General features: G+C 52.8%; 18 protein-coding genes and 1 pseudogene. 13 read left to right on the forward strand and 6 right to left on the reverse strand.

Annotation, left to right across the window (positions count from 1 at the left end; translation table 11 throughout):
- The first annotated feature begins 344 nt into the window (after window positions 1-344).
- From stfA to stfH, 7 genes are all read left to right on the forward strand, one after another.
- Window positions 345-905: a fimbrial major subunit StfA gene (stfA, locus tag ACFK9X_RS05410; RefSeq protein WP_001090553.1), complete on the forward strand. Its 561-nt coding sequence runs from the start codon at window positions 345-347 to the stop codon at window positions 903-905.
- A gap of 85 nt (window positions 906-990) precedes the next feature.
- On the forward strand, window positions 991-3648 hold the full coding sequence (locus ACFK9X_RS05415) for a fimbrial biogenesis outer membrane usher protein (protein WP_151115787.1): 2658 nt from the start codon (window positions 991-993) through the stop codon (window positions 3646-3648).
- 17 nt (window positions 3649-3665) lie between these two features.
- The gene (stfD, locus tag ACFK9X_RS05420) at window positions 3666-4418 is read left to right on the forward strand and encodes a fimbrial chaperone StfD (RefSeq protein WP_151115789.1); all 753 of its coding nucleotides are present in this window, start codon (window positions 3666-3668) and stop codon (window positions 4416-4418) included.
- An 18-nt stretch (window positions 4419-4436) separates the two neighbouring features.
- Window positions 4437-4949, forward strand: a complete 513-nt coding sequence (locus tag ACFK9X_RS05425; protein ID WP_001250314.1) for a fimbrial protein — start codon at window positions 4437-4439, stop codon at window positions 4947-4949.
- The gene (stfF, locus tag ACFK9X_RS05430) at window positions 4946-5422 is read left to right on the forward strand and encodes a fimbrial minor subunit StfF (RefSeq protein ID WP_000737997.1); all 477 of its coding nucleotides are present in this window, start codon (window positions 4946-4948) and stop codon (window positions 5420-5422) included. Before ACFK9X_RS05425 ends, stfF begins: the two co-directional genes overlap by 4 nt.
- A complete protein-coding gene (locus ACFK9X_RS05435; protein ID WP_000239536.1) occupies window positions 5422-5952 on the forward strand; it encodes a fimbrial protein in 531 nt (176 codons plus the stop codon). Before stfF ends, ACFK9X_RS05435 begins: the two co-directional genes overlap by 1 nt.
- On the forward strand, window positions 5952-6791 hold the full coding sequence (gene stfH, locus ACFK9X_RS05440; RefSeq protein ID WP_023200097.1) for a fimbrial adhesin StfH: 840 nt from the start codon (window positions 5952-5954) through the stop codon (window positions 6789-6791). The genes ACFK9X_RS05435 and stfH overlap by 1 nt, the downstream gene beginning before the upstream one ends.
- A gap of 107 nt (window positions 6792-6898) precedes the next feature.
- On the opposite strand, the gene hemL is transcribed toward stfH, so the two are convergent.
- The gene (gene hemL / locus ACFK9X_RS05445; RefSeq protein WP_151115791.1) at window positions 6899-8179 is read right to left on the reverse strand and encodes a glutamate-1-semialdehyde 2,1-aminomutase; all 1281 of its coding nucleotides are present in this window, start codon (window positions 8177-8179) and stop codon (window positions 6899-6901) included.
- A 169-nt stretch (window positions 8180-8348) separates the two neighbouring features.
- On the opposite strand from hemL, the gene clcA reads away from it, so the two are divergent.
- Both clcA and erpA read left to right on the forward strand, forming a co-directional pair.
- Window positions 8349-9770, forward strand: a complete 1422-nt coding sequence (clcA, locus tag ACFK9X_RS05450; protein ID WP_000845429.1) for a H(+)/Cl(-) exchange transporter ClcA — start codon at window positions 8349-8351, stop codon at window positions 9768-9770.
- Window positions 9771-9851: 81 nt separating this feature from the next.
- A complete protein-coding gene (erpA, locus tag ACFK9X_RS05455; protein WP_001278668.1) occupies window positions 9852-10196 on the forward strand; it encodes an iron-sulfur cluster insertion protein ErpA in 345 nt (114 codons plus the stop codon).
- Window positions 10197-10296: 100 nt separating this feature from the next.
- Here erpA and ACFK9X_RS05460 read toward each other — a convergent pair whose 3' ends face one another.
- Genes ACFK9X_RS05460 through mtnN form a run of 3 tightly spaced genes read right to left on the reverse strand, consistent with a single transcriptional unit; the run spans window position 10297 to window position 12448 of the window.
- Entirely contained in the window at window positions 10297-10920 is a 624-nt protein-coding gene (locus ACFK9X_RS05460; protein WP_000964234.1) for a TRIC cation channel family protein, read from the reverse strand.
- A 36-nt stretch (window positions 10921-10956) separates the two neighbouring features.
- Window positions 10957-11757 (reverse strand): vitamin B12 ABC transporter substrate-binding protein BtuF, encoded by an 801-nt coding sequence (gene btuF / locus ACFK9X_RS05465; protein ID WP_001539046.1) that lies wholly within the window; start codon window positions 11755-11757, stop codon window positions 10957-10959.
- Window positions 11750-12448 (reverse strand): 5'-methylthioadenosine/S-adenosylhomocysteine nucleosidase, encoded by a 699-nt coding sequence (gene mtnN / locus ACFK9X_RS05470; protein WP_001523143.1) that lies wholly within the window; start codon window positions 12446-12448, stop codon window positions 11750-11752. The genes btuF and mtnN overlap by 8 nt, the downstream gene beginning before the upstream one ends.
- Window positions 12449-12532: 84 nt before the next feature.
- Between mtnN and dgt the strand changes: the two genes are divergently transcribed.
- From dgt to cdaR, 3 genes are all read left to right on the forward strand, one after another.
- Window positions 12533-14050, forward strand: a complete 1518-nt coding sequence (dgt, locus tag ACFK9X_RS05475) for a dGTPase (protein ID WP_000146450.1) — start codon at window positions 12533-12535, stop codon at window positions 14048-14050.
- Between the two features lie 129 nt (window positions 14051-14179).
- Complete coding sequence (gene degP, locus ACFK9X_RS05480) at window positions 14180-15607, forward strand: serine endoprotease DegP (protein ID WP_000753958.1); 1428 nt, start codon at window positions 14180-14182, stop codon at window positions 15605-15607.
- Window positions 15608-15755: 148 nt separating this feature from the next.
- Entirely contained in the window at window positions 15756-16913 is a 1158-nt protein-coding gene (gene cdaR / locus ACFK9X_RS05485) for a DNA-binding transcriptional regulator CdaR (RefSeq protein ID WP_024138428.1), read from the forward strand.
- Window positions 16914-17001: 88 nt separating this feature from the next.
- On the opposite strand, the gene ACFK9X_RS05490 is transcribed toward cdaR, so the two are convergent.
- Complete coding sequence (locus tag ACFK9X_RS05490) at window positions 17002-17388, reverse strand: DUF3461 family protein (protein WP_000272193.1); 387 nt, start codon at window positions 17386-17388, stop codon at window positions 17002-17004.
- 246 nt (window positions 17389-17634) lie between these two features.
- Here ACFK9X_RS05490 and ACFK9X_RS05495 point away from each other — a divergent pair.
- A pseudogene (locus ACFK9X_RS05495) lies at window positions 17635-18936 on the forward strand (MFS transporter).
- A gap of 36 nt (window positions 18937-18972) precedes the next feature.
- Here the strand turns inward: ACFK9X_RS05495 and dapD are convergent.
- Entirely contained in the window at window positions 18973-19797 is an 825-nt protein-coding gene (gene dapD / locus ACFK9X_RS05500; RefSeq protein WP_001186673.1) for a 2,3,4,5-tetrahydropyridine-2,6-dicarboxylate N-succinyltransferase, read from the reverse strand.
- Between the last annotated feature and the right edge of the window lie 16 nt (window positions 19798-19813).

Here is a 19813-nt window from a genome sequence, read left to right on the forward strand (position 1 = left end):
ACTGTAATTCTGATCTTTTTTTATTCATTTTGACATGTTTATTGCTTTTTTGGCTCTCCCGTCTTGCTTGCTTTGTTTGTTTTTTGAATGGTAAAAATATTTATTATTTAATTCTGATAATCCTTTAAATAAAAAACACTTGTCTTTGGGTTTTTAATGGAAAATACTTCACCGCGCCTAAGGGATGTTATTTATTAACGTGTTGTTTGCTTCTTTTGAATGTTGCATCGGCAATTTCATAACTCGTCATATAATATATATCTACTAATATAAACATGGGGTATTGAGTATAACTCCGTGTGAATAGCGTAAAAATACTCACCAACTTTTAATAAGGATGAAAAATGAATACAGCAGTAAAAGCTGCGGTTGCTGCCGCACTGGTTATGGGTGTTTCCAGCTTTGCCAATGCTGCAGGCAGTAATACTGGTACGGTTACTTTTACCGGTACTATTGAAGATTCACCGTGTTCAATCGTGGTTGGCGACGAACACCAGACCGTTAACTTGGGCCATATCGGTACCGGTTCTCTGATGGGCGGTAAAGAATCTTCAAAAGTCGATTTCCATATCGGTCTGGAAAACTGCGCATTCACCACTGAGAAAGAAGCGTCTACCGTTTTCTCTGCCATCGGTAACGAATCCAGCGCTAATCCGGGCAGCGTTGCGCTGATGCGTATCGGCGGCGGCGAAATGGCGGGTTCCAGCATTGTCATCGGCAACCACCTGGGTTCCGCGATCAAATTGGGCGACGCTTACAGCGAAAATCTGACGATGAACGGCAGCGTTGCGGCGGCGAAACAGACTCTTAACTTCAAAGCCTGGGTGAAAGGCGATTCCGCTGCCAGCACTATCGATACCGGCGAATTCAGCAGCACCGTAAACTTCACGATCAGCTATCTGTAAGTGAAATATCATCCTGCGGCAGTCTGCCGCAGGATAATGCTTAAAGTAAAAAAATAGATTATATATTTCAGGGATAGATTGTCTGATGGCTCACTATAAAAAATTTCGTCTGAGCACGCTTGCGGCCGTGGTGGGTATTGTTCTGGCTGTCGGTCCGGAAAATAGCTATGCGGAAGCGCCCATTCAATTTAATACCCGATTTCTTGATGTTAAAGATGATGCCAGCCTGGATCTCTCCCGTTTTTCCCGTAAAGGCTACATTATGCCGGGGAGCTATCATCTCCTGGTGCTGGTCAATCAGAGTCAAATTGCCCAGGATAATGTTATTACGTATTCCGTTGATAATAACGATCCTGATAACACCTATCCCTGTTTATCGCCTGAACTGGTATCGCTGCTGGGGTTAAAACCTGAAATAGCAGATAAAATGATCTGGATAAATGCCGGTCAGTGTCTGCAACCAGATCAACTGGAAGGGATGGAAACCCAAACGGATTTAAGCCAGTCAACGCTGACGGTGATTATTCCGCAGGCCTATCTGGAATACAGCGATGAAGAGTGGGATCCACCTTCCCGCTGGGATGAAGGGATTCCCGGCGTATTATTTGACTACAACGTTAACAGCCAGTGGCGACATGCTGAACATGATGACGGCGATGAGTATGACATCAGCGGCAACGGCACGGTGGGTGCCAACCTCGGCGCGTGGCGTTTGCGCGCGGACTGGCAGGCTAACTATCGTCACGAAAATGACAGCGAAGATAAAGACAACTTTGGCTCCAGTTCCGAACAGAACTGGGACTGGAACCGCTATTACGCCTGGCGGGCGATCCCGCAGCTCCGGGCGCAGCTAACGCTGGGCGAAGGATCGCTGGAATCCGATATTTTCGACGGCTTTAACTATGTTGGCGGCAGCCTTATCACCGACGATCAGATGTTACCGCCTAATCTGCGCGGCTACGCCCCGGATATATCAGGCGTGGCGCGCACCAACGCCAAAGTCACCGTGACCCAGCGCGGGCGGGTGATTTATGAGTCGCAGGTCCCGGCTGGGCCGTTTCGCATTCAGGATATTAATGAAACGGTATCCGGCGATCTACACGTCAAAATTGAAGAACAAAGCGGTCAGGTGCAGGAATATGACGTCAGCACCGCCTCCATTCCGTTTCTGACCCGTCCCGGCCAGGTGCGCTACAAGTTGGCAGCCGGGCGACCGCAGGACTGGGATCACAATATGGAAGGCGGCTTTTTCACCTCAGCCGAAGCCTCCTGGGGGATCGCTAACGGCTGGTCGCTGTACGGCGGTGCCATCGGTGAGCAGGATTATCAGGCGCTGGTGTTAGGACTGGGGCGCGATCTGGCGCTGCTGGGCGCGTTTTCCGTCGATGTCACCCATTCCCGTGCGACGCTGCCAGAGGGTAGCGCCTACGGCGACGGCACCATTCAGGGTAACTCGTTCCGTGCCAGCTACGCTAAAGATTTTGATGATATAGACAGCCGTCTGACGTTTGCTGGTTATCGCTTTTCCGAAGAAAACTACATGACGATGGACGAGTTTATCGATACGCATAATGACGATAACGATCGTCAGCGCACCGGCCACGATAAAGAGATGTATACCCTGACGTACAGCCAGAACTTTTCGGCAATAAACGTCAACGCCTATATCAACTACACCCATCGCACCTACTGGAATCAACCTAACCAGGACAGCTATAACCTGACGCTGTCGCACTATTTCGATGTCGGTGAGGTGCGCGGGATCAGTCTGTCGGTGAACGGTTTTCGCAACGAATATGACAATGAGCGTGATGACGGCGTGTACGTCTCGCTCAGTATTCCGTGGGGCAACAACCGCACGCTGAGCTACAACGGCTCCTTTAGCGATGACAACAACAGCAATCAGGTCGGCTATTACGAGCGCATTGACGATCGCAATAACTACCAGATCAACGCTGGTCGCGCGGATAACGGTGCGACTCTCGACGGCTACTACCGTCATCAAGCGAGCTATGCCGACATTGACGTCAGTGCGAACTATCAGGAAGGCGACTATACCTCCGGCGGGCTGAACATCCAGGGCGGCGCGACGCTGACTGCTAAAGGCGGGGCGCTGCACCGCACCAGCGTCAACGGCGGCTCGCGGCTGCTGGTGGATGTCGGCGATGAAGCGAACGTACCCATCTCCGGCTACAGCACGCCGGTATATACCAACGCGTTTGGTAAAGCCGTCATTGTCGACGTCAACGACTACTACCGCAACCAGGTGAAAATCGACATTACCCAGTTGCCGGAAGACGCGGAAGCAATCCTCTCCATCGCTCAGGCGACCCTGACGGAAGGGGCGATCGGTTATCGCCGCATGGAGGTGCTCAGCGGTAAAAAAGCCATGGCCAGTATCCGCCTGCGCGATGGCGGCACGCCGCCCTTCGGCGCAGAGGTTTACAACAGTCGCCAGCAACAGTTAGGGATCGTAGGTGAAGACGGCAGCGTTTATCTGATCGGCATTAACCCCGGCGAGCGGTTGCAGGTGACATGGGAAGGTAAAACGCAGTGTGAAGCGACGTTGCCCGATCCGCTGCCGGGCGATCTGTTTAGCGGCCTGTTGCTGCCGTGCATCGGCGACGCTTCATCACCTGAGGCAACGCAGCCCGAAGAGAAACCATTACTCCAGCTTCATACGCAGCGGCGGACGTCTTCGACGCAACCCGAAGCGCTCTCTTCTCGTTATCCAACACATTGATTCAGGAAACCGCATTCATGATGTCATTAAAACGTTATAACCTGGCCGCTGTTTTGCTGCTTTTGCTGGGCGGCTACGGTAGCGCCCAGGCCGCCATCGCGCCCGATCGTACCCGCTTGGTATTTCGCGGCGAAGATAAGTCGATAAGCGTCGATCTGAAAAACGCCAACAGCAAACTGCCCTATCTGGCGCAGTCCTGGGTGGAAGATGAGAAGGGCGTCAAAATCACCTCGCCTTTAATCGTCGTCCCACCGGTCCAGCGCATTGAGCCGTCGGCAATCGGACAGGTCAAAATTCAGGGGATGCCGGCGCTGGCGTCGCTCCCCCAGGATCGGGAAACCCTTTTTTATTACAACGTGCGCGAAATTCCGCCGCAAAGCGACAAGCCCAATACGCTGCAAATCGCCCTGCAAACGCGCATCAAAGTTTTTTACCGCCCGCAGGCGCTATCGAAAATCGATATGCAGCATCCCTGGCAATACAAGATCACCCTTCAGCGTCAGGGCAATGGCTATCAGGTGAGCAATCCGACCGGTTACTACGTGGTGTTAAGCAACGCCAGCAGCCGCATGGACGGCACACCGGCCAGAGGCTTTAGCCCATTAGTGATTGCACCAAAAAGCAACGTGACGCTGGGAGGGGACGCCAGTGAATTAGGTCACTCGCCTGTGCTGACTTACGTCAACGATTATGGCGCGCGGTTACCGCTGATTTTTAACTGTACTGACAACAGTTGTGCGGTAGATGAAGCAAAAAGCAGAAAGTCGTAACCGACAAGGAGACGCAAGATGAGGCAATGGCGGTTACGGCTGGGCACGGTAACGTGTGCGGCCATGCTGAGTGCGGTCAGTATGCCGCTGGCAGCGGGAAGTAAGACGGTCAACATGACGCTGACGATAGTCGTTAATGCCGCGCCGCCCTGTACTGTGACCGGCGGTGAGGTGGAATTTGGCAATGTGTTGACGACGAAAGTGGATGGGGTGAATTACCGGCAGGCGGTGGGCTATCGCCTGAGCTGTAACGGCAGAGTGAGCGATTACCTGAAGTTACAGATTCAGGGGAATGCGGTGACTATCAATGGCGAGTCGGTATTGCAAACCGATGTCGATGGATTGGGTATCCGTCTGCAAACCGCCACGGATGGCGCGCTGGTTTCACCCGGCAATACGCAATGGTTGTCATTTCAATACAGCGGTGGCAGCGGTCCGGCCATCGAGGCGATTCCTGTCAAAGATAATGGCGTAACGTTAACAGGTGGCGCGTTTAACGCAGGCGCTACGCTGGTGGTGGATTACCAATGAAAAAAATGGCTTTGATGGTGTTAATAAGCAGCAGTTTTGCCGCGCAGTCGGCTGAGAATCTTAAGTTTCACGGTACGTTAATATCACCGCCGAATTGCACGATTAGCCATAATCAGACGATCGAAGTTAAGTTCGGTAACATGCTGATTAGTAAAATAGATGGTACGCGTTACGCACAGAATGTTCCGTATGAGATCACCTGTGATTCAGCGGTGCGCGACGATACGATGACAATGACCCTGACACTAAGCGGCTCTGTGACTGATTTTAATCAGGCGGCGATAAACACCAGTGTGGCGGGGCTGGGGATTGAACTTCGGCAGAACGACCAACCGTTTACGTTGGGGTCCACCATTACTGTAAATGAGCAGTCGGCACCTGTTCTGAAAGCCATACCGGTTAAAAAGAGCGGAGCCTCGCTGACAGAAGGTGACTTCGATGCGACGGCAACATTACAGGTGGATTATCAGTAATGGTTAAAAAACAGACGTTATTACACGGCGTGGTCTTCATCCTCTGGGGGACGCTGATATTGCCGGTCTCAGCGGCAGATAATCTGCATTTTTCCGGTAGTCTGGTCGCCAGTCCGTGTACCTTAACAATGCAGGGAGCCGATATTGCTGAAGTCGATTTTTCATCGCTTGATGCTTCTGACTTTATTCCCGGCGGCCAGTCTGCCCGCAAACCTTTGGTGTTTGAACTAACAGATTGCGATTCGGCGCTGAGTAACGGAGTGCAGGTAATTTTCACTGGAACCGAAGCGACCGGAATGCGCGGTATCCTGGCCATCGATAGCTATTCAGGCGCTTCCGGGATCGGGATTGGCATTGAAACGCTATCCGGCGTTCCCGTGGGCATTAATAACGAAAGCGGTGCGGTATTTACGCTGGTGACGGGGAAAAATACGCTAAGCCTGAATGCCTGGGTACAACGTCTTCCCGGCGAGGACCTGATTCCGGGAAGGTTCTCTGCAAGTGCGCTAGCCACATTTGAGTATTTATAATGAAAATAATACGGACTTTATTTTTGCTGCTGATTGCCGTTTATGGCAGTTCGGTAGTGGCCAAACCCATGCTGAAAGCGACGTTTTCAAGCACCACGATGTATTATGGTATTGGCCCTAATAGCGACAAATCTATTGTGGCGGAGGTGACGATAGCGACTCCGGAGGGAGTGTACTATGGCTCCTGGAACCTTTCGGGACATCGTAAAGGAGAAACGCTAACCGCAGACTCCTGGTCTGGGCCAGAACCTGCGCCGAAGGTTGTATTGAAGGATTTTGATAACACTGTTTCGCGATCTGCGTGCAAGAATCTTCCCTCGAACTGGAGGGGGTGTGGTTCTTTTACCCTGGAGATTACGGTACAAAGCGATGATTATGGTTGCCCCTGGCTGGCGTCGAGCCATATCGTTGCTACCGCTTTTATCACTAACGAAACGTATTCCCCGCCGGATACGCGCAGCTCAGTTTGCCCGAAAGTTCCCGTTGATACTTTTGATATCTCCTGGGATGCGAACGTTTCGAAACAGAAAACAACCCTCATGCTTGATGCCACCGGTGGCACAGTGAATCGCACGTTACATACCTATTTGATGGAGGGGGGGAAACTGTGCGATGGCAGCAAATTTGACAACCGTGGCGCTTATTGCCGTTTTGTCTCATCGGGTATTACGCTCAATGTGCTGGGCTGCGACCAGTCGAGCGTCACGACCAGCGCCGTTGATCATCCGATAACCGATGTTGAGCTTCATGACATTAATGTAGCGGTGAACACCCGCAACATTGGCTCCGGGCAGTTCACGTCGACCTGTAGCTTCCAGTATATTATTGATGAGCTTTAGGGGGGCTGGGTGTTTGGCGAAGATTCACGCTAACTTGGTATGAACCAAAAAAAAGCCGGGTGGCGGCTTCGCCTTACCCGGCCTACGTTGTTTTTGGACGTTCTCTTTTACAGTTTCGCAAACACCCGACACGCGGCGTCAATAGTATTATTAATGTCGTCCATGCTGTGTGCGACCGACATAAAGCCCGCCTCAAACGCCGATGGCGCCAGATACACGCCTTCCTCCAGCATCAGGTGGAAGAAACGCTTAAAGCGTTCCACGTCGCACGCCATCACGTCCTGATAGCAGGTTACGCTCTCAGCGTCGGTGAAGAAAATCCCGAACATGCCGCCGACATGGTTAACCACCAGCGGAATATTCGCTTCTTCGGCAGCTTCCAGCAAACCTTCCGCCAGACGGGTGGTGAGCTCATCCAGCGTTTCATGAATGCCGGGCTGGGCGACTTCATTCAGGCAGGCGAAACCGGCCGCCATCGCAATCGGGTTGCCGGAAAGGGTGCCCGCCTGGTAAACCGGGCCCGTCGGCGCCAGCGCATCCATTACATCGCGACGACCGCCAAACGCGCCTACCGGCATCCCGCCGCCGATGATTTTACCCAGACAGGTCAGGTCAGGCACGACGCCGTAGTAATCCTGGGCTCCGGCCAGCGCTACGCGAAAACCGGTCATCACTTCGTCGATAATCAGCAGCGCGCCGAACTCATCGCACAAGGCGCGCAGACCTGGCAGAAATTCCGGCAGCGGCGGGACGCAGTTCATATTGCCCGCTACGGGTTCGACGATGATACAGGCGATTTCCTGCGGATATTGTTCAAACGCCGCGCGCACTGACGTCAGATCGTTATAAGTGCAGGTCAGCGTATGTTTCGCGAAATCTGCCGGCACGCCCGGCGAGTTCGGCTGACCGAGCGTCAGCGCGCCAGAACCGGCTTTGACCAGCAGACAGTCTGCGTGGCCGTGGTAGCAGCCTTCGAATTTGATAATCTTATCGCGGCCAGTAAAACCACGCGCCAGGCGAATAGCGCTCATCGTCGCTTCGGTGCCGGAGTTCACCATGCGCACCATGTCCATGGTCGGCACCAGGTTGGTCACCAGTTCCGCCATTTTTACTTCCATTTCGGTTGGCGCGCCGAAGCTTAAACCGCGCTCCGCAGCTTCGATCACCGCATTGCGGATAGCCGGATGGTTATGCCCCAGTACCATTGGCCCCCAGGAACCGAAATAGTCGATATACGCTTTGCCATCGACATCATAAAGATAAGCGCCGTCCGCTTTTTCGATAAACAGCGGAGTACCGCCTACGCCAGTGAAGGCGCGAACAGGGGAGTTCACGCCGCCGGGGATCAGTTCGCGGGCCGCGCTATAGAGATTTTCAGACTTACTCATGGAAAGATTCCTGGTTCGTAGAAAAAGTGAATACCCGCTATTCTAAGTTATTCAGAGAAGGTTATGAAAGTTTTACGCATTTGAAACAATACGATTTGCAGGGGATTTTCGCGGCGTTGGCGAGTAGAATGCCGACTTTAGATTTGTATTACCAATTAATGATCTTCTGATGAAAACAGACACTTCCACCTTTTTAGCTCAGCAAATTGTGCGCTTACGGCGCAGAGATCAGATTCGCCGGTTAATGCAGCGGGATAAAACGCCGCTGGCCATCCTGTTCATGGCGGCCGTTGTCGGCACGCTTACCGGACTGGTTGGCGTCGCCTTTGAAAAGGCGGTTTCCTGGGTACAAAACATGCGCATTGGCGCGCTGGTTCAGGTCGCGGACCATGCGTTTTTGCTTTGGCCGCTGGCTTTTATCCTTTCGGCGTTACTGGCGATGGTCGGCTACTTTTTGGTGCGAAAATTTGCGCCGGAAGCCGGCGGCTCGGGTATCCCGGAAATTGAAGGCGCGCTGGAGGAGTTACGTCCGGTGCGCTGGTGGCGCGTGTTGCCGGTGAAGTTTATCGGCGGGATGGGAACGTTGGGCGCAGGAATGGTATTAGGGCGCGAAGGGCCAACGGTGCAAATCGGGGGCAACCTGGGGCGCATGGTGCTGGATGTTTTTCGTATGCGCAGCGCCGAAGCGCGGCATACGTTGCTGGCGACCGGCGCGGCGGCGGGGCTCTCTGCGGCGTTTAACGCGCCGCTGGCGGGTATCCTGTTCATTATTGAAGAGATGCGCCCGCAGTTTCGCTACAACCTGATTTCGATTAAAGCGGTGTTTACCGGCGTCATCATGTCGAGCATTGTGTTCCGCATATTTAACGGCGAAGCGCCGATTATTGAAGTCGGCAAACTGTCTGATGCGCCGGTTAACACACTGTGGTTATACCTTATCCTCGGCATTATTTTTGGCTGCGTCGGGCCGGTATTTAATTCGTTGGTGCTGCGTACCCAGGATATGTTTCAGCGCTTTCATGGCGGCGAAATTAAAAAATGGGTGCTTATGGGCGGCGCGATCGGCGGCCTGTGCGGTATTCTGGGGTTGATTGAGCCGGAAGCGGCAGGCGGCGGATTTAACCTTATTCCTATCGCCGCGGCAGGTAATTTTAGCGTCGGGCTACTGCTGTTCATCTTTATTGCCCGGGTTGTCACGACGCTGCTTTGCTTTTCTTCCGGCGCGCCGGGGGGCATTTTCGCCCCGATGCTGGCGCTGGGAACGCTGCTTGGTACGGCCTTCGGTATGGCGGCGGCAGTGCTTTTCCCGCAGTATCACCTGGAGGCCGGTACCTTTGCGATTGCCGGGATGGGGGCGCTGATGGCGGCGTCGGTGCGCGCCCCGCTGACGGGGATTGTGCTGGTGCTGGAGATGACCGATAACTACCAGCTCATTTTGCCAATGATTATCACCTGTCTTGGCGCGACACTATTAGCCCAGTTTTTGGGCGGGAAACCGTTATACTCAACCATCCTGGCGCGCACTCTGGCGAAGCAGGATGCGGAACAGGCGGCGAAAAGCCAGAATGCGCCTGCGGGCGAGAATACTTGAACGAATTACCAGGGTATTAGATAATGACTGCCAATATTGGGTGAAAATTTATCCAATTACCGATGTCGTTTGGAGCAAAATATGAGTGATGACGTAGCGCTGCCGCTGCAGTTTACCGACGCAGCAGCGAATAAAGTAAAAAGTCTTATCGCTGACGAAGATAACCCGAATCTGAAACTGCGCGTGTATATCACCGGCGGTGGTTGCAGCGGCTTCCAGTATGGTTTTACCTTTGACGATCAGGTTAACGAAGGGGATATGACCATCGAAAAACAGGGCGTTGGCCTGGTGGTTGACCCGATGAGTTTGCAGTATCTGGTGGGTGGTTCGGTAGATTATACCGAAGGTCTGGAAGGTTCCCGCTTCATTGTAACCAACCCGAATGCGAAAAGTACCTGCGGGTGTGGCTCTTCCTTCAGCATTTGATCGCTGTTCGTTGTGCCGGATGGCGACGCGAGCGTCTTATCCGGCCTACAGGAAAGATGTTCCAGGCCCGATAAGCGTAGCGCCATCGGGCAAAACAATATCAACGTCCGTTTTCATCCAGGGCAAACGTCGGCAATTTCAAATGCCAGCGAATGGCCGCCAGCCGAATAAACAGCGTGACGACCATACCCATCATGCTGGCGCTTTCCAGCGGTACTGAAAACGTATAAAACGCGGTGGCGTGAACAATCCCGCCGATAATACAGGCCGTGGCATAGATTTCGGTGCGTAGGATCATGGGAATCTCGCGTGCCAGAACATCGCGAATAATCCCGCCGCCGACGCCGGTAATCACGCCCATACAGACGGCCACTAATGGCCCCGTTTCAGCGAGGAAGGCTTTATTCACCCCAATGCCGACAAACACCGCCAGCCCGACCGCATCCAGCACCGGCAACATCCATTTCGGCAGACGTCTTGGCTGGCGAACCAGCAGGATGGTCAGCATACTGGTGACCATGGCGACGACCAGGTCGGTAGGATCTTTAACCCAGAATACCGGGCCGTTATCCAGCGCCATATCGCGGATTGTCCCGCCGCCAACGGCAGTAACGACGCCGAGCACCAGGACGCCGAACGGGTCCATACGTAATTTCCCGGCCAGCAACACGCCAGAGATAGCAAATACAGCCGTGCCTACAATATCCAGCCAATAGACGAGCATTGTCGAATCCCCACTGGGAGCCTGGTAAGACAGGCTCTAATTCACCTGTGAAAGCGCATTACAGAGTTGTTTTGCGGCGAGGATAATACGCGGGCTTGCGCGTTCAAACCAGTCGCTGTTAAGCGGAATAACCGGAATTTTTAGCAGGTTTCCCCAGTATTGTTCAATTTTGAGAATTTCGCCCGCTTTTCCGGCCACGATAATGGCCTGAGGATGCCTTGCCAGCACCTGCTCACGGCTGACTTGCGGCCACGGCACGCGGCTGTCAGCAAAGACGTTTTCTCCGCCGCAGGTCGTCAAAACCTGATGTTGAATAGACCCTTTACCACTGGTAAACAGAGGATTCATGCCAAACTGAAGAAAGACGCGCTTTTTAGCTTTACCGGCATACTCGGCGTTGAGCGCGGCGTACTCGTTTAGCAATGTCTGCGCTGCCTGCTGAGCCTTTTCCGGCTGCGGGCTCCAGGCGGCCAGTTGACGGAGCGTGTCGGCGATCTGTTCGATGCTTACCGCGTCCACCCACATGACCTTAATACCTAATGACGTCAGTTGGTTTACCTGGCGTTCCGCATTACCGCCGCGCCAGGCGACGACCAGATCCGGCTTCATCGCCACAATGCGTTCCAGATTCATTCCCTGCCAGGTAGAGACCTGTTCTATTTTTTGCGCTTCGGGCGGGTAGTCGGAATAGCTGCTGACGCCAACGGGCGTAATCCCGGCGGCAAAAGCGAGCTCCGTATTGGCGGGAGAGAGGGTAATTACGCGCGGCGCAGCGTAAAGCCACACCGGGAGCGTAAGCAGCAGGGCGACCAGCGCCCTGAACATTTGCTTAACCATGCGCCAGTTTCTGTACCAGCGTTTCGACCATCAGAGTCGACTGTTTCGCCGCCACCGCGAGGAATTCGTCAAAGCTGAGGTGCGATTGCTGATCGGCCACGTCAGAGATAGCGCGTACCACCACGAACGGCACGTTGAAGTTATGGCAGACGTGGGCGATAGCGGTGGCTTCCATCTCTACGGCGACCGCGTCGGGGAAGTTATGCCGGATTTTCGCCAGCCCGACGGAACCGTTAATAAACGCGTCGCCGCTAACAATAAGGCCGCGTACCGCGTTCAGATTCAGATCCCTGATGCAGGATTCCGCGGCGGCGATCAGCTTATCATCGGCCTTAAATCCAGCCGGACAGCCCGGTAATTGCCCGTATTCATAGCCGAAAGCGGTCACATCAGCGTCGTGGTAACGTGCTTCGTCAGAGACGACGATATCGCCGACCTTCAGCGTGGACGCCAGACCGCCTGCGGAACCGGTATTGATGATCACGTCCGGCTTGCAGTGCTCCAGAAGCAACGTTGCGCCCAGCGCCGCCGCGACTTTACCGATACCGGATTTCAGCAACGCCACTTCGGTGCCGTTCAACTGGCCAGTGTAAATTTCGCAGCCGCCCAGCGTAATCGTCTGACGGTTGTCAATTTTGTCACGCAGCAGCGTAACTTCTTCTTCCATTGCGCCAATGATGCCGATTTTCATAGATTTACTCGCGATAAGTCAGTTTTGGGGGCATAGTTTATCATGCGCTTATGGGGAAGCGCATTTCTCAGGCGGGGAGAGGATATGGCATCGATCGATTTCCGAAATAAAATTAACTGGCATCGTCGTTATCGTTCACCGCAGGGCGTAAAGACGGAACATGAGATCCTGCGGATTTTTGAAAGCGATCGCGGGCGGATTATCAACTCTCCGGCTATACGCCGTTTGCAGCAAAAAACGCAGGTTTTCCCGCTGGAGCGCAATGCCGCGGTGCGTACTCGTCTGACGCATTCGATGGAGGTGCAGCAGGTGGGGCGTTATATCGCGAAAGAGATTTTAAGTCGCCTGAAAGAGCAAAACCGACTGGAGGAGTACGGTCTGGATGCGCTGACCGGTCCCTTTGAAAGTATTGTGGAAATGGCCTGCCTGATGCACGACATCGGTAATCCGCCGTTCGGTCATTTTGGCGAGGCGGCGATCAATGACTGGTTTCGTCAGCGGCTGCATCCGGAAGATGCGGAAAGTCAGCCGCTCACGCATGATCGCTGTGTGGTTTCCTCGCTACGGCTACAGGAAGGCGAAGAAAATCTGAACGATATTCGCCGCAAGGTACGTCAGGATATCTGCCATTTTGAAGGCAATGCACAGGGAATTCGTCTGGTACATACGCTCATGCGGATGAATCTTACCTGGGCGCAGGTTGGCGGAATTTTAAAATATACCCGTCCGGCATGGTGGCGAGGGCCGGTGCCGGATTCCCATCGCTATTTAATGAAGAAACCGGGCTATTATCTTTCTGAAGAGAAGTATATTGCGAGGTTACGTAAAGAACTGCAGTTAGCGCCTTACAGTCGCTTTCCATTAACGTGGATTATGGAAGCCGCAGATGATATTTCTTATTGTGTCGCCGATCTTGAAGACGCGGTAGAGAAAAGAATCTTTAGCGTTGAGCAGCTTTATCACCATTTATATCACGCGTGGGGCCACCATGAGAAGGATTCGCTGTTTGAGCTGGTGGTAGGAAATGCGTGGGAAAAATCACGCGCCAATACATTAAGCCGCAGTACCGAAGATCAGTTTTTTATGTATTTACGGGTAAATACATTAAATAAACTGGTGCCCTATGCCGCTCAGCGTTTTATTGATAATTTGCCGCAGATTTTTGCCGGTACCTTCAATCAGGCGCTGCTGGAAGATGCCAGCGGTTTTAGCCGCCTGCTTGAACTCTATAAGAATGTGGCGGTTGAACATGTGTTTAGCCATCCGGATGTAGAACAGCTTGAACTACAGGGATACCGGGTGATCAGCGGGTTATTAGATATCTATCAGCCGCTATTAAGCTTGTCGCTTAACGACTTTCGCGAGCTGGTGGAAAAAGAACGGTTGAAACGCTTCCCTATAGAATCGCGCTTATTTCAGAAACTTTCTACGCGCCATCGTTTGGCCTACGTGGAAGTCGTCAGTAAATTACCCACGGATTCGGCGGAGTACCCGGTACTGGAATATTATTATCGCTGTCGGTTGATTCAGGATTATATCAGCGGGATGACTGACCTTTACGCATGGGATGAATATCGGCGTTTGATGGCGGTCGAACAGTAAATGGACTTTTGTAAAGATGGACAATAAATTTTTACTTTTTCCAGAAACTTTGTTCCGGAACTTCGCGTTATAAAATGAATCTGACGTACACAGCAATTTTGCGTTACCTGTTAATCGAGATTGAAACACATGAAAAAAACCACATTAGCAATGAGTGCACTGGCTCTGAGTTTAGGTTTGGCATTGTCGCCTCTGTCTGCCACGGCGGCTGAAACGTCCTCTTCAGCAATGACTGCCCAGCAGATGCCAAGCCTGGCACCGATGCTCGAAAAAGTGATGCCATCGGTGGTCAGTATTAATGTAGAAGGTAGCACCACGGTGAATACGCCGCGTATGCCGCGTAATTTCCAGCAGTTCTTTGGCGATGACTCCCCGTTCTGCCAGGACGGTTCTCCGTTCCAGAATTCTCCGTTCTGCCAGGGCGGCGGTAACGGCGGCAACGGCGGTCAACAACAGAAATTCATGGCGCTGGGCTCCGGCGTAATTATTGACGCCGCGAAGGGCTACGTCGTCACCAACAACCACGTGGTTGATAACGCCAGCGTGATTAAAGTACAGCTTAGCGATGGGCGTAAATTCGATGCTAAAGTGGTAGGCAAAGATCCGCGTTCTGATATCGCGCTGATTCAAATTCAGAATCCGAAGAACCTGACGGCGATTAAGCTGGCGGACTCCGACGCGCTGCGCGTGGGGGATTATACCGTCGCTATTGGTAACCCGTTTGGTCTGGGCGAAACGGTGACGTCAGGTATCGTTTCGGCGCTGGGGCGTAGCGGCCTGAACGTAGAAAATTATGAGAACTTTATTCAGACCGACGCCGCGATTAACCGCGGTAACTCCGGCGGCGCGCTGGTGAACCTGAACGGTGAGCTGATCGGTATTAACACCGCGATTCTGGCGCCGGACGGCGGCAACATCGGTATTGGCTTCGCTATCCCCAGTAACATGGTGAAAAACCTGACGTCGCAGATGGTGGAATACGGCCAGGTGAAACGCGGCGAACTGGGGATCATGGGGACTGAGCTGAATTCCGAATTGGCGAAAGCGATGAAAGTCGATGCCCAGCGTGGCGCGTTCGTCAGCCAGGTGATGCCGAATTCGTCCGCGGCGAAAGCGGGTATCAAAGCCGGGGATGTCATTACCTCGCTGAACGGTAAACCGATCAGCAGCTTTGCGGCGCTGCGCGCTCAGGTCGGCACTATGCCGGTCGGCAGCAAAATCAGCCTCGGTCTGCTGCGTGAAGGTAAAGCGATTACGGTTAATCTGGAACTGCAGCAGAGCAGCCAGAGTCAGGTTGATTCCAGCACCATCTTCAGCGGGATTGAAGGCGCTGAAATGAGCAATAAAGGCCAGGATAAAGGCGTTGTGGTGAGCAGCGTGAAAGCGAATTCACCCGCCGCGCAAATTGGCCTCAAAAAAGGTGATGTGATTATCGGCGCTAACCAGCAGCCGGTGAAAAATATCGCCGAACTGCGTAAGATTCTCGACAGCAAGCCGTCGGTTCTGGCTCTGAATATTCAGCGTGGTGATAGTTCTATTTATTTGCTGATGCAGTAATCACCTTTGTCCCCCTTCCGCCATGGAAGGGGGCAACACTTTTCTGTGAAACCCCCCACAACTCCATACTTATTTGCACCGTTTTGTGCATTTGCACAATGTCGAGACCTGTTATCTTCCTTATGCTTGTGCTCTGCTCACAGGAGGGATTTATGGCTGGCATCTTGATACCAAAATGGCGCAGGATATCGTGGCGCGCACTATGCGCATCATCGATACCAATATCAACGTAATGGATGCCCGCGGGCGTATTATCGGCAGCGGCGATCGGGAACGTATTGGTGAATTGCACGAAGGCGCGCTGTTAGTGCTGTCGCAGGGCCGGGTTGTGGATATTGACAACGCCGTGGCGCGACACCTGCACGGGGTGCGTCAGGGGATTAATCTTCCCTTACGTCTTGAGGGCGAAATTGTCGGCGTGATCGGCCTCACCGGCGAACCAGAGCATCTGCGTAAATATGGCGAACTGGTGTGTATGACTGCCGAAATGATGCTGGAGCAGTCGCGGTTAATGCACCTTTTGGCGCAGGATAGCCGTTTGCGCGAAGAGCTGGTGATGAACCTGATTCAGGCCGAAGAAAATACGCCGGCGCTGGTGGAATGGGCGCAGCGTTTGGGGATCGATTTGAACCAGCCGCGTGTGGCGGCGGTGGTGGAAGTCGACAGCGGCCAGCTTGGCGTCGATAGCGCAATGGCGGAACTTCAGCAGTTGCAGAATGCGCTTACCACGCCGGAGCGTAACAACCTGATAGCCATTGTTTCTCTCACCGAGATGGTGGTGCTCAAACCCGCCTTAAACTCGTTTGGTCGCTGGGATGCTGAAGATCATCGTAAGCGCGTAGAGCAGCTTATCTCGCGAATGAAAGAGAATGGTCAGCTACGTTTTCGCGTGGCGCTGGGCAATTACTTTACCGGGCCGGGCAGTATTGCACGTTCATACCGCACGGCGCGCACTACGATGATGGTCGGCAAACAGCGGATGCCAGAAAGCCGCAGCTATTTTTATCAGGATTTGATGCTGCCGGTTCTGTTAGATAGCCTGCGTGGCGGCTGGCAGGCCAATGAGCTGGCGCGCCCGCTGGTAAAACTCAAAGCGATGGATAACAACGGGTTATTACGTCGGACGCTGACGGCGTGGTTTCGCCATAATGTCCAGCCGCTGGCGACCTCTAAGGCGCTGTTTATTCATCGTAACACGCTGGAATATCGGCTAAATCGTATTTCGGAACTGACCGGGCTGGATTTGGGAAATTTTGACGATCGGCTGTTGCTGTATGTGGCGCTACAACTGGATGAACAGCGTTAAGCCCGGCGGCGCTACGCTTATCAGGCCTACCGGGATATATCTGTAGGCCGGATAAGGCGTAACACGTCGCCATCCGGCAACACACAGCTTACTTACGGGTAAGCTTGTCCAGATCGGCTTCGATTTCACTGATCTTATTCGCGACGACGCTTTCCAGATGGCGCAAGTCGTCGAGGATCTTACGTTTGAGATCGAGTTCTGAGCGGTCGCGCTGGCAGATTTGGTCCAGCTCGTCAATCACATAGCGTAGGTTAGGGCTAATCTCCTGTACTTCTTTATAACCCTGACCGATGCCATCGGCCACCACCGTTTTACGCTGGCGTGGATACTTAAACTTCACGCTTTTAGCAAAGAATTCACCTCTATCCTTTTGAAAATAGATTTTCAGGATATCGTTATTGGCTTCTTGCCGCAGGCTGTAACGATCGATTTCCTCAGGATTGGTAATGCCCAGACTTTTTAGATTGTCATACATAGCGGTATCCTTCATCACACTATAACTTTTGAATAATTAACGAAAAATTGGTTTTTCGCCACCAATGTATACAAAAAAAGCGTAGTTGATCGCAGAAGACGTCTCGGCAACGTCATGAGCAAAAGGGCGGCGGTTATTGATAGCTTAAGTAATTCAACGCGATATTCCGTTTATAGAGAAAGCGTTTGAGGTCAGTGTGGGAAATTGACCGGAGGCAGTGGTCGATAACCTTGAGAGGCGGAGTCTATGTCCGGAACGTATAATGCTACTATTCGCCGGGTGGTGGTTTCCGCCTGGATAGGAAACTCCATTGAATATTATGATTTTCTATTATACGGCCTGGCAAGCGCGCTGGTATTTGGCCCGCTTTTTTTTCCTGGCGCCAGCCCATTGACTGCAACGTTATCTTCTTTTGCCAGTTTCGGCGTGGGATTTATCTCCCGACCGCTGGGCGCGCTATTTTTTGGCAACAGGGGAGATACGCTTGGGCGTAAAAACACGTTATTAATCACGTTAGGGGGGATGGGCGCGGTCACGTTTCTCATCGGTTGCCTGCCTTCTTACGCCAGTATTGGCGCGCTGGCGCCTGCTTTACTGGTTATTCTGCGTTTTCTACAGGGATTTATGGTTGGAGGCGAATGGGGAGGCGCCATGTTGATGGTCGTGGAATATGCTGCTGGAAAGCACCGGGGGCGGTTAAGCGCGCTATCGCAAACAGGAGGACTCACGGGACAATTATTGGCGACAGGCGTATTTATAGTCGTGACCCAATTACCGAAGGAGGCGTTGTTATCGTGGGGATGGCGTATTCCTTTTCTGCTCAGTGCGCTTTTGGTGTTGCCTGGATTATATATGCGTCATCGTCTGGATGAGACGCCTGTCTTCCGTGCGTTTAAAAAGCAGCAGGCCATTAATCATAGGCAGCAAAGAGAAGAAAGGCCGGTGGTCAAAGTAGTACGAGAACAATAGCGCAGCATTTTGCTGATTATAATTCTGCGTTTTGCGGAAAGCGTTCCCTTTTTTCTTGCCACCGTCTTCGCGGTTTCCTGGGCGACGACGCAGCTTGGGATTGCCAGCCTGACTATTCTGTACATTGTAATGTTCACCTGTCTGCTGGCGTATCCCATGCACGTGCTATTTGGCATCATGTCGGATCGGCGTGGCTGCCGTCAGGTGTATATTTTCGGCGCGCTTTTTGTCGCGGCAATGGCTTTTCCCTTTTTCTGGCTGCTGGAAAGCCGTTCGCTCATACTGATGACAATGGGCTACGTTCTGCTTATTAACATTGGTCATAATTCACTGAATGCCGTGCAACCTTCTTTTTTCGCCGGACTGTTTCATCCGCCTGTACGCTACAGCGGTTCATCAATTGGCGCTCAGTTGGGGGCGGTTGTGGCAGGGGGATTCACGCCGTTTATCGCTAAAGCGTTAAGCGCAGTCTATGATAACAGTTGGACTTTGGTTGCCGGTTATGTCGTTTTGACTGCGCTGGCTTCGGCGTTTGCGGCAAAGATTGCGCCGGAAACCGTGTTACCGCATTCGCCGTAATGCAAAGGGGGGCTGTCGCCCCCGCTTTTCACTCGCTTAATCAATAGTGCGCAATAATTCGTTAATGCCCACTTTACCACGCGTTTTGGCGTCGACTTTTTTCACGATCACCGCGCAGTACAAACTGTACTTACCGTCTTTTGACGGCAGGTTGCCGGAAACGACCACGGAGCCCGCCGGTACGCGGCCATAGTGAACTTCACCGGTTTCGCGATCGTAGATTTTGGTGCTCTGGCCGAGGTATACGCCCATGGAAATGACGGAACCTTCTTCGACAATGACGCCTTCCACGACCTCAGAACGCGCGCCAATAAAGCAGTTGTCTTCAATGATGGTCGGGTTAGCCTGCAGCGGCTCCAGTACGCCGCCGATACCCACGCCGCCGGAAAGGTGAACATTTTTACCAATCTGCGCACAGGAACCCACCGTCGCCCAGGTGTCAACCATGGTGCCTTCGTCAACGTAGGCGCCGATGTTAACGTAAGACGGCATCAGCACGGTGTTGCGGGCGATAAATGCGCCCTGACGAACGGCCGCAGGCGGAACGACGCGGAAGCCTTCTTTCTGAAAACGCGCTTCGTCGTAATCAGCGAATTTCATCGGGACTTTATCGAAGTAGCGGCTTTCCGCACCGTCGATAACCTGGTTATCGTTAATACGGAAAGAGAGCAGAACCGCTTTCTTCAACCACTGGTGAGTGACCCACTGACCGTCGATTTTTTCTGCGACACGCAGCGCGCCGGAATCAAGTAGAGAAATGACCTGGTTTACTGCCTCTCGGGTCACGGTATCTACATTAGCCGGCGTAATATCGGCGCGGCGCTCAAAAGCGGTCTCAATAACGTTCTGTAACTGCTGCATTGTTAAACTCTTTCAT

Origin of the sequence: Salmonella sp. WC3, assembly GCF_042932255.1 — a bacterium.
In the GTDB taxonomy this organism is placed as follows: Bacteria; Pseudomonadota; Gammaproteobacteria; order Enterobacterales; family Enterobacteriaceae; genus Salmonella; species Salmonella enterica.

What these genes read in the sequence shown, in the direction of transcription:
- ACFK9X_RS05460 (WP_000964234.1), bottom strand. Translation starts at nt 10,920, where the DNA reads ATGCTCGTCTATTGGCTGGATATTGTAGGCACGGCTGTATTTGCTATC.
- stfD (WP_151115789.1), top strand. Translation starts at nt 3,666, where the DNA reads ATGATGTCATTAAAACGTTATAACCTGGCCGCTGTTTTGCTGCTTTTG.
- ACFK9X_RS05435 (WP_000239536.1), top strand. Translation starts at nt 5,422, where the DNA reads ATGGTTAAAAAACAGACGTTATTACACGGCGTGGTCTTCATCCTCTGG.
- stfH (WP_023200097.1), top strand. Translation starts at nt 5,952, where the DNA reads ATGAAAATAATACGGACTTTATTTTTGCTGCTGATTGCCGTTTATGGC.
- dapD (WP_001186673.1), bottom strand. Translation starts at nt 19,797, where the DNA reads ATGCAGCAGTTACAGAACGTTATTGAGACCGCTTTTGAGCGCCGCGCC.
- dgt (WP_000146450.1), top strand. Translation starts at nt 12,533, where the DNA reads ATGGCATCGATCGATTTCCGAAATAAAATTAACTGGCATCGTCGTTAT.
- erpA (WP_001278668.1), top strand. Translation starts at nt 9,852, where the DNA reads ATGAGTGATGACGTAGCGCTGCCGCTGCAGTTTACCGACGCAGCAGCG.
- ACFK9X_RS05425 (WP_001250314.1), top strand. Translation starts at nt 4,437, where the DNA reads ATGAGGCAATGGCGGTTACGGCTGGGCACGGTAACGTGTGCGGCCATG.
- stfA (WP_001090553.1), top strand. Translation starts at nt 345, where the DNA reads ATGAATACAGCAGTAAAAGCTGCGGTTGCTGCCGCACTGGTTATGGGT.
- btuF (WP_001539046.1), bottom strand. Translation starts at nt 11,757, where the DNA reads ATGGTTAAGCAAATGTTCAGGGCGCTGGTCGCCCTGCTGCTTACGCTC.
- degP (WP_000753958.1), top strand. Translation starts at nt 14,180, where the DNA reads ATGAAAAAAACCACATTAGCAATGAGTGCACTGGCTCTGAGTTTAGGT.
- mtnN (WP_001523143.1), bottom strand. Translation starts at nt 12,448, where the DNA reads ATGAAAATCGGCATCATTGGCGCAATGGAAGAAGAAGTTACGCTGCTG.
- clcA (WP_000845429.1), top strand. Translation starts at nt 8,349, where the DNA reads ATGAAAACAGACACTTCCACCTTTTTAGCTCAGCAAATTGTGCGCTTA.
- stfF (WP_000737997.1), top strand. Translation starts at nt 4,946, where the DNA reads ATGAAAAAAATGGCTTTGATGGTGTTAATAAGCAGCAGTTTTGCCGCG.
- hemL (WP_151115791.1), bottom strand. Translation starts at nt 8,179, where the DNA reads ATGAGTAAGTCTGAAAATCTCTATAGCGCGGCCCGCGAACTGATCCCC.
- ACFK9X_RS05490 (WP_000272193.1), bottom strand. Translation starts at nt 17,388, where the DNA reads ATGTATGACAATCTAAAAAGTCTGGGCATTACCAATCCTGAGGAAATC.
- ACFK9X_RS05415 (WP_151115787.1), top strand. Translation starts at nt 991, where the DNA reads ATGGCTCACTATAAAAAATTTCGTCTGAGCACGCTTGCGGCCGTGGTG.